The organism is Streptomyces longhuiensis (genome assembly GCF_020616555.1).
In the GTDB taxonomy this organism is placed as follows: domain Bacteria; phylum Actinomycetota; class Actinomycetes; order Streptomycetales; family Streptomycetaceae; genus Streptomyces; species Streptomyces longhuiensis.
Window position 1 is genome coordinate 9,074,330 of record NZ_CP085173.1, and the last position, 13,135, is coordinate 9,087,464.

The window sequence follows — 13,135 nt, forward strand, 5'->3', positions numbered from 1 at the left end:
CCTGACCTCACCCGTGCCAGTCGTAGCGGCGCTCCGGTCGGCCGGCGACGCCGTAGCGCAGTGACACGCCGGCGCTGCCGGTGCCGTGGAAGTACTCGAGGTAACGGCGGGCGCTGACGCGGGAGATGCCGGTCAGGGCGGCGCATTCGGTCGCGGACAGAGTGCTGTCGGCCTCGCGCAGGGCGCGTTCGACCATCGCGGCGGTCTCGACGCTCATGCCCTTGGGCAGGCCACCGCCCGGAGCGGCCAGGGCCGCCGCACCCAGCACGCGGTCCACGTCGGCCTGGCCCCGTACGACCGCGGAGAGCAGCCGGCGGCGTCGGGCGGCGTACCGCTCGAGCCGGGGGAGCAGGTCCTCGAAGTCGAAAGGCTTGAGCAGGTAGTCGACCACGCCGCGGCGGACCGCGCGGCGCACCGTCTCCGCTTCCTGGGCGGCGCTGATGACCATGATGTCGAAGTCGTGGCCTGCGGAGCGCAGCCGGGGGATGAGATCGAGGCCGAAGACGTCCGGCAGGTACAGGTCGAGCAGGACGAGGTCGGGGCGCAGTTCCTCGACGGCGTCGATCGCCTGCTGCCCGGTGTGAGCCGTGCCGATGACGCGAAACGGCCCCACGCGCTCGACGAACGTGCGGTGCACCCGGGCCACCATGAAGTCGTCGTCCACGACGAGCACGTCGATCGAGTCGTCTCCTGCGGCCGTGTCGTGCGGGGCGGTCATCCGGGGACTCCTTCGGGCGCCACATCGGCGGGGTGGCCGAGGGGCATGTGGGCGGTGAACATGGCGCCGTCGGCAGTGTTGGCCACCGATATCTCGCCGCTGTGGCGCTCGCAGACGAGCTTGGTGAGCGCCAGGCCGATCCCGCGCTCGCCCTCCTGGGCGGCCTTCGTGGTGAAGCCGTGCGCGAAGACCTCACGGGCGACTTCGGGCGGCAGTCCCGGGCCGGAGTCCCGGACCACGACCTCCACGCTGGACGCGTCCTGCCGCAGCTCCACCTCGACCCACGCGTCGCCGGTGTCGTCATCGGAAGCAGCGGCGTCCACCGCGTTGTCGACGAGGTTGCCGATCACGGTGGCCAGGTCGGCCGCGTCCTCCGGGGCCAGACGGCCGAGTGCGGTCCCGGCGGAGATCCGCAGGCTGACCTTGCGTTCGGCGGCGAGGGAGGACTTCGCCATCAGCAACGCGGCGATCGCGGTGTCGCGCACGCGCCGCGCGAGCGTCACATCGAGCGACTGGCGGCGCTGGTTGAGGGCGCGGATGTAGCGGACCACTTCGTCCTGCTCCCCGATCTGGATCAGGCCCGAGATGGTGTGGAGCTGGTTCGCGAACTCGTGGGCCTGTGCGCGGAGCAGTTCGGAGGAGCTCCGGAAGGAGCCGATCTCCCTTTCCAGCTCGGCCAGTTCGGTGCGATCGCGCAGGGTCGTGACCGAACCGAGCAGACGGCCGTCCTTCATGACGGTCATCCGGTTCATCACCAGCAGGCGCCCACGGCGGATCACCACCTGGTCGTGCCGGTCGGCCGCACCGTGCCGGGCCCCGACGAGTACGTCCCGCAGCCGCCCCTCGAAACCCAGGTCGTCGATGCTCTGTCCGACGCAGTCCTCGGGCAGGTCGAGGAGGCGCCGGCCCACGTCGTTGACCAGCGTGAGGCGGAGTTGCGGGTCCAGTGCGACGACGCCCTCGGCGATCCCGTACAGCATCGCCTCGCGGTGCTCGGCGAGGCCGGCGATCTCGCGTGGCTCCAGGCCGTACGTCTGGCGTTTGACCCGCCGGGCAAGGAGCCAGGAACCCATCACACCGAGTCCGCTCGCGATGCCCAGGTAGGCGAGCAGGTACGAGGAGGCACCGCTGAGCCGCTGCCACACGGTGGGGGAGGCCTCTCCGATCATGACGGTGCCGAGCTGCCGGCCCAGCGTTTGCCGCGCGGCGCTCAGAACCGGTACCTGGGCCACCAGCTCACGGCTTCCGTCCAGCGTCATGTCGCCGGACCAGCTGCGACCCCTGGCCACCCCCGCCCCCAGGCTCAGCCGTTCACCCACCACCGTGGGGTTGGTGGACGAGACGATGCGGCCCTGCGCGTCGGCCACGGTCACCGATGTGACGCCGGACTGCGCCAGCGTGGAGTGCACCAGCGGGGCCAGTGCCTCCTCCGGGGCAGGCCTCACGAGCCGACTGCGGACCAGGGGGTTGGCGCCCAGTTGCTCGGCCAGGGCGTCGACCTTGCGGCCTTCGACCCGCTGGAAGGTGGCCTCGGACTGGGCGAGCGAGACACCCGCGACCGCCAGCAGCACCACCACGACGATGGCGAGCTGGAGCACCAGCATCTGGCCCGCGAGGGTATGGCGGCGGAACGTCGTGACCACAATTAACTCAATCTTTGCTACTGACACAACGTGGGCGGCTCGCGTGCCATGTCGGACAATCATGACGCCCGGCAGTTGAAATCGAAAGCGAGGTGCCATGAGAGGTCCCGCACGTGCCCTTCTCGGCACCGTCGCCGTACTGACCCTCCTCACCGTCAGCGCATGCGGGGTGTTCGGGGGCGGGCAGGCACAGTCGGACCGCGATCTGCGGATCATGGTGCCCAACACACCCGGTGGCGGCTACGACACCACGGCGCGGACCGCGGCCCGGGTCATGGACGAGACGCACATCGCGCCGGACGTGCAGGTGTTCAACCTTCCCGGCGCGGGCGGCACGGTCGGCCTGCAGCGCATCGCCGACGAACGGGGCAACGGACAGCTCGCGCTCCAGATGGGCCTCGGCGTCGTGGGCGCGTCGCATGAGGCGAAGGCGAAGGTGACGGTCGCCCGGACCACACCGATCGCCCGTCTCATCGAGGAGGCAGGCGCGGTCGTCGTCCGCAAGGACTCGCCGTACAGAACGGTCGGCGACCTCGTCACCGCGTGGCGGAAGGCTCCTGAACGCCTCGCCGTCGGTGGCGGATCATCCCCCGGCGGACCGGATTACCTGCTGCCCATGGAGCTGGCGAAGACAGTCGGCATCGAGCCCAAGAAGGTCCACTACGTCGGCTACGGCGGCGGTGGCGGCGACTTGCTGCCGGCAGTGCTCGACGGCGACGTCGACTTCGCCACGAGCGGCCTGGGGGAGTTCCTCGACCAGGTCGACAGCGGCCAGCTGCGTGTCCTCGCCGTCACCGGCGAGCATCCGGTCGAGCCCCTGGCCGGGGTCCCGACGCTCAAGGCGTCGGGCATCGACCTGGTCTTCAGCAACTGGCGGGGCATCGTCGCCCCGCCCGGCATCAGCGACAGCGACAGGCAGCGCTGGGTCGACGTGTTGACCGAGTTGCACCGGTCCAGGCGGTGGCAGGCCGAGCTCGACCGGCACGGCTGGACGGACGCGTTCGCCACCGGCGACACGTTCGCGGCCTACCTCACCGAGCAGGACAAGCTCGTCGCCGATCTCGCCGCTTCGCTCGGACGGGAGTGACCCGGCGGTCGTCCACCGACGGCTCGCTTCGACACCGAAGGCCTTCACCACGGGCAGCTGCCCGACGTAATCCCACCCACCCATGACCGGACGGTCCAGCCCCGTGCGCGCGGGCTCGCCGAGCCATGCCCGTTTCCCCCCGGCCGGACCGCGGCCGGATCCCGAAAGGCATCCCCTCCCGTATGACCTCGCACACCTGGTACCTGTTGCTCGTGCTCACCGTGGCGATCGGGCTGCTGATCTACTTGATCAACTCCCGGCTCCGCATCCACCCGTTCATCGCCCTCGTCGTGGTGACCATCGGCACCGGGCTCGCCGCCGGCGAACCCGTGGCGAAACTGACCGGGTCCATCGAGGAGGGAGCGGGCGGCACGCTCGGTGACATCGGCCTCACCCTCGCCCTCGGAGCCATGCTCGGCCGTCTGCTGTCCGACTCCGGCGCCACCGACGCCATCGCGCACGCCATCGTCGACCGGTCCAGCAACCGCAGGCTCCCCTGGCTCGTCGGGGCCGCGGCATTCGTCATCGGCATTCCGATGTTCTTCGAGGTCGGCCTCATCGTGCTGCTGCCGCTGATCTTCAGCGTCGCCCGCCGCCTGGAGGGCGACGGCGCGACGAAGGGTTCTCCCTACGTGCTGCTCGGCGTGCCCGCGATCGCCGCGCTGTCCACCCTGCACGGCATGGTGCCGCCCCACCCCGGACCGCTGACCGCCATGACGGGCCTCCACGCAGACCTCGGCCTGACCCTCGGCGTCGGCATCATCTGCTCTGTCCCGACCGTCATCCTGGCCGGCCCTGTGTACGCCCGCTGGATCGCGCCCCGCCTCGCCGACGTACGGCCCGACCCCGTGCTCGTGGCCCAGTTCACCGGAGGCGACCGGAACAACGAGGCCGACACCACGACCGACGCTTCTCCCGCCGGCTCGGGCAACGGCACGGACACCGGCACGCTGCAGCGCGCCGGTGTGTCCACGGGACTGGCCGTCACCGCGGTTCTCATACCCGTCGCCCTGATGCTGCTGCGCACCCTCGCCGAAACCGTGCTCGACGAGTCCAGCGCCGTGCGTGCGGCGCTCACGTTCGTCGGTGAACCGCTGGTGGCGATGCTCGCCGGTTTCCTGTTCGCGCTCGGTGTGACTCTCGTACGCGATGGCCGCTCCGGCGAGGCGACCCGCTCCTCCCTGACGGACAGCCTCAAGTCCATCGCCGCGATCCTGCTCATCATCGGTGGCGGCGGCGCGTTCAAGCAGGTGCTTCAGGACTCCGGTATCGGTGACGCCATCGCCTCCGCGGCCGAGGGAGCCCACCTCAACGTGATCGTGCTGGGGTGGCTGATCGCCCTGCTCCTCTCCCTGACCACCGGTTCGGCCACCGTCGGCATCGTCTCGGCCACCGGCATCGTCGCCCCGCTGATCGGCACGGGTGGCGGGCTCGAGGCCTCGCTCCTGGTGGTCGCGATCGGCGCCGGCTCCCTGGGCCTCAACTACGTCAACCACGCAGGGTTCTGGCTGGTGAAGGAGTCCTTCGGCATGGATCTCACCCAGGCCGCCAAGACGCAGACCGTCGTGCAGACGCTGGTCAGTGTGATGGGTCTCGGGATGGCCCTGCTCCTGTCCGTCCTCGTCTGACCGGACGCGAGCGCCGGGAGTCGGACCAGGTGCGGGTGGACGGCACCAGCGGCTTCCAAGAGCTGCCCGTGGCCCGCGCCTCCGCCGAGGCGATGCAGTCGTCGATGATCCGGCGGAGCCGCTGCCGGTCGAAGCTGGGGCCGTGGCCCGGGCGGACTGTCCGGACCGGCAGCTCGCGCAGCCGTTTCATGGTGTGGACGTACTGCTCACGGTCGGACCCCGGCAGCTCGTCGAGGAGTACGTCGTCGTACACGACGTCGCCGCTGAACAGAGTCCCGTCGGATGCGTCGAACAGGGCGGTGCTGCCCGGACTGTGGCCCGGCAGATGCAGCACGGTCAACTCGCGGTCGCCGAGATCGACGCGGTCCCCGTCGCGGAGGTGACGCGTGATGTGTGCGGGGCGCAGTTCGTAGCTCGACGGGTCGTAGCCGGCGTGTGGAACCGCGGAGATCGGCGACGGGGGCAGGTCGAAATCCTGGAGTCCGCCTTGAGCGGCCCACGCAGAGCCGAGCAGCGATCCGAGTTCCGGTGACGCCACGGCTTCCAGCGGGTGTGCCCAGCAATGGGCGAACGCGTGGGCCGCCCCCATGTGGTCCACGTGGGCGTGCGTGAGGACGGCGGTCGGTTCGCGATCGGTGAGCCGCGCGAGGAGCGCCGGAAGGTCGCCTACTCCCAGTCCGCCGTCGACGAGGAGATCGCGGTCGCGGCCCCGGACCAACCAGGTGTGGGCGTCGAGCAGTTCATGGACGTGGGGTTCGTCGATCAGGGTGCGTGTGCCGTCGATCGCGGTGACCCTGGACCAGTCCCGGACCACGGGGAGTGCCGGATGGGTTGCCATCATGTGTCCTGGGTCCAGATCCCGTAGGCGTGACCGAGGGTCCGGGCGTGGCGTCGGTCGATCGCCTGGCTACGTGTCGGTCCTGCCGTCGTCCTGCGCCGCGCTGAGGGTGCCTTCGCCGAGCCCGGGGATGCGTTCCGCGGTCCGCTCGACGCTCGCCGGCGGGCAAGCGGCGTCGTCCGGTCCGTGAGGTTGACGTCATGACCTGGGACGCTGTTGACGCCCACCCCGACAAGCAACTGGTGCGCATCCCAATAGCGGGTTTCCGGAGGTCAGGATGGCGTTGAGGGCAACTGGCGGCACCAGTGAGGGGCCCGAGCGGGGCGAGCCGGTCACGGACCGCGCCGGTCATGTGGAGACCCACGGTGTCGACCACATCCCGGACCCCGATCGCCACGGTCGGCCACGTTCCCTGTTCACGGTGTGGGCGGCTTCCAACATGAGCTACCTGTACATCGTGCTGGGCGGCGCGATGGTGCTGCTCGGCCTCGACATCTGGCAGTCCTTCGCGGTGATCGTGGCCGGCAACCTCCTCTGGGCGGGCGTGGGGTACCTCGCGATCAGCGGCCCCAGCTCAGGAACACCGAGCTGGGTGGTGACGCGGGCGATGTTCGGCGTCCGCGGCAACAGATTCCTCAACGTGACGCTCGGGTGGACCGTCGCGGTGGCCTACGAGGCGATCAGCCTGGCCCTGGGATCCCTCGCCGGATTCGCACTGGTCGAGCAGTTGGGCATCCACGCGAACACCCCGGTCAAGGTGGCGATCGTGCTGGTCACCGCCGTCGTGACGTTCTCCATCAGCGTGTACGGGCACGCCACCATCATGCGGTGCAGCATCTGGTTCACCTGGGCGCTGACCGTCTGCGTCGTGGTCCTGGCGTACTACGTGCTGCGCCACACGGACTGGGGCTACCGGGCACCTGCCGCCACCGCGGTCCACGGCCACGAGCTGTGGGTGGTGCTCGCCTCGGGATTCACGATCATGGTGGGTGGCCCCCTGTCATGGAGCAGCAGCGCGGACTACGCCCGCTATCTGTCTGCCGACACCTCACGCAAGGCGGTTTGCTGGTGGACGGCCGTCGGCGGATTCGTGCCGGCCGTCCTGCTCAGCGGACTCGGCGTCCTGGCCGGGACGGCGGTGGACATGAACGACGCGCAGACGTCACTGAAGGAGGTCGTGCCCGGCTGGTTCTACCCCGTCTTCCTGCTGGTCGTCATCTTCGGCTCGATCACGAACAACGTACTCACGGCGTACAGCGGCGGCCTGGCCCTTCAATCCGGCGGGATCCCCTGGAGCCGCGCGTTCACCGTCATCTTCGACGCCTCCATCGCGCTCGCCCTCACCTTCTACTCCCTGTTCGTGTCCGACTTCCTCGACACCATGAACAGCGGTCTGGAACTCTCCGCCGCCTTCCTCGGCCCTGGGTTCACGATCTACGCCGTGGACATCTTCATGCGCCGCAACCGCTACGACGGAGTCGCGTTGCAGGACCAGACCCGCAACAGCCGCTTCTGGTACTGGCACGGGGTGAATCCCGCCGGAGCCGCCGCGATGGCCATCGGCGTCGGGGCGGCGCTCCTGTGCGCCAACACGACCATCTACACCGGCCCGGTCGCAGCCGCCCTCGGCGGCGCCGACGTGTCCGCAGTCGTCGGGATGTCCCTGGGAGCCCTGGTCTACGCGGGATTGATGCTCCGTCAGCGGCGCTCGGTCTGAAACGGGCCCGATTCAGCAGAATGGGCCCCTGCCCGGCATCGATGCCGGGCAGGGGCCCATTCCGGGACATGCGGCCTGGGTTCTACGGTCGGGTATCTACGCTCCGACTACGTCACCCGTCGGACTCCGGTGACGGGATGTAGGCGCCCGGCACGTCCTTCGGGGCGAAGATCTTGCTCTCGCCGGGGTACGGCTTCGACCACTCGTGCGTCTGGTACCACGTGAAGTGGTTCATCTGCGCGGGGTTCGCGAAGTCGGGCTTGGCGTCGCGCCCGGTCAGCCGCTGCTGCGACTTCCAGGCGTCCCACTGCGCCGCGAGCTTCTGCTTGTCCGCCGGCACCTTCGCCGACGGCACCGGCGCGGCATCGGGGTTCTGCGGCGCCGGGGTGTCCAGGCCGCAGGAGGGCGGGGTCTTCAGGCCCCCGGTGAGCGAGGTCCGGTTGGGCAGCGCCTTGAACGGCGTGACGTCCGCCTTCCGGCTGAACGCCCCACGCATCGGGCTGGCCGCGCTGTCCTTCTGGTTCATCGGGTGGACCCCGAGGATCTGCTCGATGGTGCGGATCATCGTGATCTGCGAGTAGTAGTGGCTGTCGACGACACCGTGCCTGGCCCAGGGGCTGATGATCTGGATCGGGGCGCGGTGGCCGTCGACGTGGTCGAGACCGGCCTGGGAGTCGTCCTCGACAACGAAGATCGCCGAGTCCTTCCAGTACTTGCTGTGCGAGATCTCGTCGACCATCCTGCCGACCGCGAGGTCGTTGTCCGCGACCTGGGCGGCTGCGTTCGCCGGACCGCCGGTGTGGTCGCTGGACAGCCAGAACATGTTGAGGTCGGCCGGCCCGTTCTTCTCGAAGTCACGCTTCCAGATCTCGGACCGGTAGATGTCCGGGACGCTCGTGTCGAACTTCGGGAACCCGTGTACCGAGACGGAGTTGAGCGACGGGATGGGCGAGGACGACACCAGGGGGTAGGCGGTGTCCTGACCGGTCGCCCCCATGTTCTTGGAGTCGCAGTAAAGGTTCTGCCAGCTTGCGTCCGCCGGCTTCGTCAGGAACTGCTGGAACTCGCCGAAGTCCCGTACGGACTTTCCGGCCGCCTGGGCGCCGGTCCAGATGAATCCGGTGCGCTGGTGGCCCAGCGCGTCGTCCTCGGTGTCGTAACTGCGCGCGTACTCACCGGCCGAGGACTCGGTGTACTCCGGGTCGTCGGCCTGCATCAGCCAGTTGTGACCCTCGGCGGAGTTCGTGCCGATGTCGTACGTGTTGTCGTACAGACCGAACTGCTTGGCCAAGGCGTGCTGGTTCGGCGTCACGTTCTCGCCGAACTGCGCCAGCGACGGGTCGCCGTTGCCCTCCGGGACGTCGCCGAGGACCTGGTCGTAGGTCCGGTTCTCCTTGACGATCAGGAACACGTGCTTGATCGTCGAGGGGTCACCGAGCCGCTCGGGGACCGGCACCGGCTTCGGTGTCTTCTTGCCCTTGCCATGGGCCAGTGTGACCGAGCCGCGGGTCCAGCCGTTCTGCTGGAAGACCTTGGACGTCTCGGACTTGATGACGCGGTCGTTCGGCAGGGTGAACCGCTGCACGCTCGACGTCGTGTCGTGGGTGGCGTGCCCGGCGCCGGTGGTGGGGCGTCGGGCGTCGATTCCACGGGTGTTGGAGACGACCACCTGCTTGCCGACGGTGGCGATCTCGGCGGGGAAGTAGTCCGTCGGGAGCAGACCGACGTAACTGACCGGCTCCTGCGGGGTCGTGTACCGGTAGACGGCCACCGCGTTGGCGCGGCCGAGCGTGACCAGCAGATGACCGTCGTCGGTGAGCGTCACGGCGTCGGGCTCGTAGCCGACCGACGACTCGGGCCACGGCTGCGTGGCGACGGTCTGCACGACCTTGTTCTTGGTCGTGTCGATGACCGACACGTCGTTGGTGGCGGTGTTGGTGACGAACAGCGCGTTCTTCTTGGCGTACAGCGCGGTCGGGTGGAGACCGACGTTGATGCTCGATACGGCGGCATCCGGCTTCGCCAGGTCGATGACGCTGACCGTACCGGTGGTGGTGGAGGCGGTCACCGGGTCGGCGGGCACCTGGGTGTTGTAGGAGTTGATCGTGGTGTCGCCGGACTTCGCCGGACGCCCGCCCTCGTTGCTGACGTAGAGCTTGCCGCCGACCTCGGCCATGTCACGCGGGGCGTTGCCCACGGACCAGCTGTGCTGGATGGCGCCGGTCGCCGTGTCGATGGCGACGACGCGGTTCTGGCCGTTGACCGCTGAGTACACGGTGGAGCCGTCGGGCGAGAACACGGGCTCGCCCACCAGCGCGTGCTTGGGCCCGTCCGCCGGGATCTTGATGGACGTCGGGTCGGCGACGCTGCCGTCCGCGTTCACGGTGAACCTGGTGTAGCCGTCGATCTGGCCCAGCCACAGCTGCGAACCGTCGGGCGAGTACGTGGGGCCTTCCTGGCCCACGTCGTTGCCGCTGATGCGCAGGTCGGCCGACGCGGAGTTGCCGACGAGCTGCTGCACCTTCCAGCTCTTGAGGTCCACGATCGACAGCGCCATGCCGCCGTCGGTGATGGAGGCCGCGAGGTGGGTGCCGTCCGGGCTGACCGAGGACGACATGATCTTGCCGTTGTCGACGACGAGACGCTCGCCGTACGGGGCGATGTACTGGTCACTGGAGATGACCTGGCCCTGACGGGTCGTCTGGCCGACCTGGTCGGTGCCGAACTGGTCCGTCTGGGCGAAAGCGGTTCCGGCGGCGGCGAGGGCGAGAGCCGTGATGCCTGCCGTGGCCAGGGGTGTCCGGCGGCCGATGTGTCTGCCGAGAAGGCCGGAACGGCCCTTCGCGGCACGCCTGCGACGGCGTGTCACCTGCATGTGACTTATCCCTTCGAGGTGGAGAACAGCTCGACGTTGCCGTCGAACTGCCAGAGCGGGTTCGGTCCGTCCCCGGTCGGGGTCCGCACCAGGAAGTAGCCGTTCACTTCCTTCGGTCCATCGCCGTCGGCCATGAACCGGCCGTCGGCGGTGACGTCGAGCTGATAGATGGCCGACCCGGTGGCCTCGACGTCGGGGAGGTGCCAGGAGACGACGCAGCGCCAGTCGTTGCCCGGCCCTTCGGCCGCGACCCTGACGCTGCCCTTGGTGCACGCCGCGCTCGCCTTGAGCTGCGCCTCCGTGACGTCGGGTCGGTTGAGTTGCTCGGTCTGCAGGCGGTAGAGATGAGCGAACGCCGTGGCGACCGAGCGCTGCACCTTGTCCTGCTCGATCCCGGAACCCGTGGCCGAGGTCGCCGGGGCGACGGCGACCGCCGTCAGAACGAGGAGCCCGACGAGCGGCAGGGCTCCGACGGTGGTGGCCCGGCGCCCCGAGCCGTCGTGGGTCAGATCGGTGAAGTCCCGCCTGAGGAAAAGGACATAGGCGAGCGCCGTCGCGGTCACTGCCCACAACAGGCTGACAACGATGCCGACGAAGAGCGGACCGACCTGTGCCGGGCCGGTGAACAGACCGTTCCAGGCGATGAAGGCGTAACTGGGCAGGGCGAGGCGTACCGCGACAGGGAGCGGCAGCATCTGGGCGAGCTGCATCGTGAGCGCGACGAGCATGGGCAGCAGGAGCCCCATCGGGGAGCGCCCGAGCGCGACGGACCCGAGCAGTCCGATCGCGGCGAAGGCCAGCGTCGGGGCGAGTACACAGACCCAGGCGAGCAGGACCTGAACGGCCGCGTCTCCGGGCGACAACAGGTGGCCGTCGAGCCCCACCAGCGGTTGGTTGCCCACCGCCACGACCCCGCCGGCCGCGCCGGAACAGGCCAGCCCGGCCACGAGCAGCAGGATGACGGTGAGGCTGGCCAGTGCCTTCGCCGCGAAGATCCGCCGGGGCGAGCGGACCGCGACGAGCAGATGGCGCCAGGTGCCGAGCCGGTCCTCGGCGGCGAACACGTCACCGGCGGCCACCGAAGTCAGCAGCGGGAGCGCCCAGGTGCCCGAGAAACCGAGCACCACCAGCGATCCGGCCCATCCGGTGGCGTGCATCCAGCGACCGAAGAGCGTGTCGACGGGGAGCGAACTCTGCTGACTCACGGCGGCGACGAAGAGCGCCGGCGCGATCCAGCAGGCGAGGACCAGCAGCCGGATCCGCCACTGCGAGACCAGCTTGACCAGCTCGAAACGGTAGCCGCGCGCCACCGAGACACGTGGGGCGGGAATGGCGACATGGCCGGCCGCGACGGTTGCGGTCATCTGCTGTTCTCCTGCTGCTCGGTGAGGGCGAGAAACGCCGCTTCGAGCGGCGACACCACGGGCGAGAGTTCGCGCAGTGCGACGTTCGCCCGCACGAGCCGCACCACCAGTTCGTCGAGGGCGGGCACCAGCGCGCGCACGACGAGCGCCTCGGTGTCGTGCCGTCCCACGGCGTCGTCGACGACGCGGATCCCGGCGGTGTCGGCCGCGAGGCGGCGCGCGGCCTGCGGGTCGGAGGTCAGCAGCCGGTAGTCGAGCTCACTGTTCTCGGCGGCCAGCTTGCTCAGCGGGCCGGAGAAGACGATCCGTCCGGTGGCAAGGATGGTGACCTCCGAGCACAGCGCCTCGACGTCGTCCATGCGGTGGCTCGACAGCACGACGCCGGTTCCCTCCGTCGCGAGCCGGGCGAGGACACCGTGTACGTGTTTCTTGCCTGCCGGGTCGAGGCCGTTCGACGGTTCGTCGAGCACAAGCAGCCGGGGCTTGGTGAGCAGGGCCGCGGCGAGACCGAGCCGCTGACGCATGCCGAGGGAGAAGCCGCGGGTGCGGTCGTCGGCGACATCGGTGAGCCCGACCTGCCCGAGCACGTCGTCGATCCCCGACGCCCGTGCGTCGAGGCCGCGCAGGGAGGCCAACGCGGCCAGGTTCTGCCTGGCGGTGAGCGAGGGATAGAGACCGGGACCGTCCACGAAGCCGGCGACACCCTCGGGAGCGGCGAGCGCCCGCCCGATGGGCGCACCCAGGATGTCCAGTCGGCCGTCGTCGGCGACGGCCAGGCCCAGCAGCAGGCCGAGCAATGTCGTCTTCCCGGCGCCGTTCGGTCCGACCAGGCCGTGGATCTGCCCCTGCGCCACATCCAGATCGACGCCGTCGAGCGCGACGACGTCGCCGAAACACTTGGTGATCCCGCGAGCCCGTATTGCGAGGCGTTCGTCCATGAGTGCCTTCCTTGGAAACCTCCGAGGACCTTAGGGACGGCACACGACGCAAGCGGGGACGGATGCTTGACGTTCGGGGAACGGGAGACGGCCGGAATCCGTCACGCCGATGCCCGGCCGGTGACGGTCGATATGTCGAACAGACCTTCTTTCAGGGGAAGTTGACGCGACATCATCCAGAGTCCGCGCCGGGCGCCCATTCGGTGGACCTGGCCTCGTCGCGGCTCCGGGCCCCGGCCGGAACGGCAGCGCTCCTGCTGGCCGCGTCCTGCCTCGTCGACACGGCGGCCGCGACGGCAGCGCAGCAGGCCGGCTCGCTCAGCCGCT

At 69.6% G+C, this 13,135-nt stretch carries 9 protein-coding genes; 3 read left to right on the plus strand and 6 right to left on the minus strand.

Annotated features, from left to right (window positions below; genetic code table 11):
- Positions 1-7 precede the first annotated feature (7 nt).
- Positions 8-718 carry a response regulator gene (locus LGI35_RS41320; protein ID WP_227299559.1) on the minus strand — a complete coding sequence of 237 codons (711 nt, stop codon included), beginning with the start codon at positions 716-718 and terminating at the stop codon, positions 8-10.
- Positions 715-2,361: a sensor histidine kinase gene (locus LGI35_RS41325; protein WP_227299560.1), complete on the minus strand. Its 1,647-nt coding sequence runs from the start codon at positions 2,359-2,361 to the stop codon at positions 715-717. Before LGI35_RS41325 ends, LGI35_RS41320 begins: the two co-directional genes overlap by 4 nt.
- A gap of 97 nt (positions 2,362-2,458) precedes the next feature.
- Here LGI35_RS41325 and LGI35_RS41330 point away from each other — a divergent pair, with 97 nt between their 5' ends.
- Both LGI35_RS41330 and LGI35_RS41335 read left to right on the plus strand, forming a co-directional pair.
- The gene (locus LGI35_RS41330) at positions 2,459-3,448 is read left to right on the plus strand and encodes a Bug family tripartite tricarboxylate transporter substrate binding protein (protein WP_227299561.1); all 990 of its coding nucleotides are present in this window, start codon (positions 2,459-2,461) and stop codon (positions 3,446-3,448) included.
- A 182-nt stretch (positions 3,449-3,630) separates the two neighbouring features.
- Positions 3,631-5,076, plus strand: a complete 1,446-nt coding sequence (locus LGI35_RS41335) for a GntP family permease (protein ID WP_227299562.1) — start codon at positions 3,631-3,633, stop codon at positions 5,074-5,076.
- On the opposite strand, the gene LGI35_RS41340 is transcribed toward LGI35_RS41335, so the two are convergent.
- A complete protein-coding gene (locus tag LGI35_RS41340) occupies positions 5,027-5,914 on the minus strand; it encodes an MBL fold metallo-hydrolase (RefSeq protein ID WP_227299563.1) in 888 nt (295 codons plus the stop codon). The two genes, LGI35_RS41335 and LGI35_RS41340, sit on opposite strands and share 50 nt — an antisense overlap.
- 277 nt (positions 5,915-6,191) lie before the next feature.
- On the opposite strand from LGI35_RS41340, the gene LGI35_RS41345 reads away from it, so the two are divergent.
- A complete protein-coding gene (locus tag LGI35_RS41345; protein ID WP_227299564.1) occupies positions 6,192-7,631 on the plus strand; it encodes a purine-cytosine permease family protein in 1,440 nt (479 codons plus the stop codon).
- Positions 7,632-7,743: 112 nt separating this feature from the next.
- Here LGI35_RS41345 and LGI35_RS41350 read toward each other — a convergent pair whose 3' ends face one another.
- Genes LGI35_RS41350 through LGI35_RS41360 form a run of 3 tightly spaced genes read right to left on the minus strand, consistent with a single transcriptional unit; the run spans position 7,744 to position 12,808 of the window.
- Positions 7,744-10,506 (minus strand): bifunctional YncE family protein/alkaline phosphatase family protein, encoded by a 2,763-nt coding sequence (locus LGI35_RS41350; RefSeq protein ID WP_227299565.1) that lies wholly within the window; start codon positions 10,504-10,506, stop codon positions 7,744-7,746.
- Positions 10,507-10,511: 5 nt separating this feature from the next.
- On the minus strand, positions 10,512-11,870 hold the full coding sequence (locus LGI35_RS41355) for an ABC transporter permease (RefSeq protein WP_227299566.1): 1,359 nt from the start codon (positions 11,868-11,870) through the stop codon (positions 10,512-10,514).
- The gene (locus tag LGI35_RS41360) at positions 11,867-12,808 is read right to left on the minus strand and encodes an ABC transporter ATP-binding protein (protein ID WP_227299567.1); all 942 of its coding nucleotides are present in this window, start codon (positions 12,806-12,808) and stop codon (positions 11,867-11,869) included. The genes LGI35_RS41355 and LGI35_RS41360 overlap by 4 nt, the downstream gene beginning before the upstream one ends.
- Between the last annotated feature and the right edge of the window lie 327 nt (positions 12,809-13,135).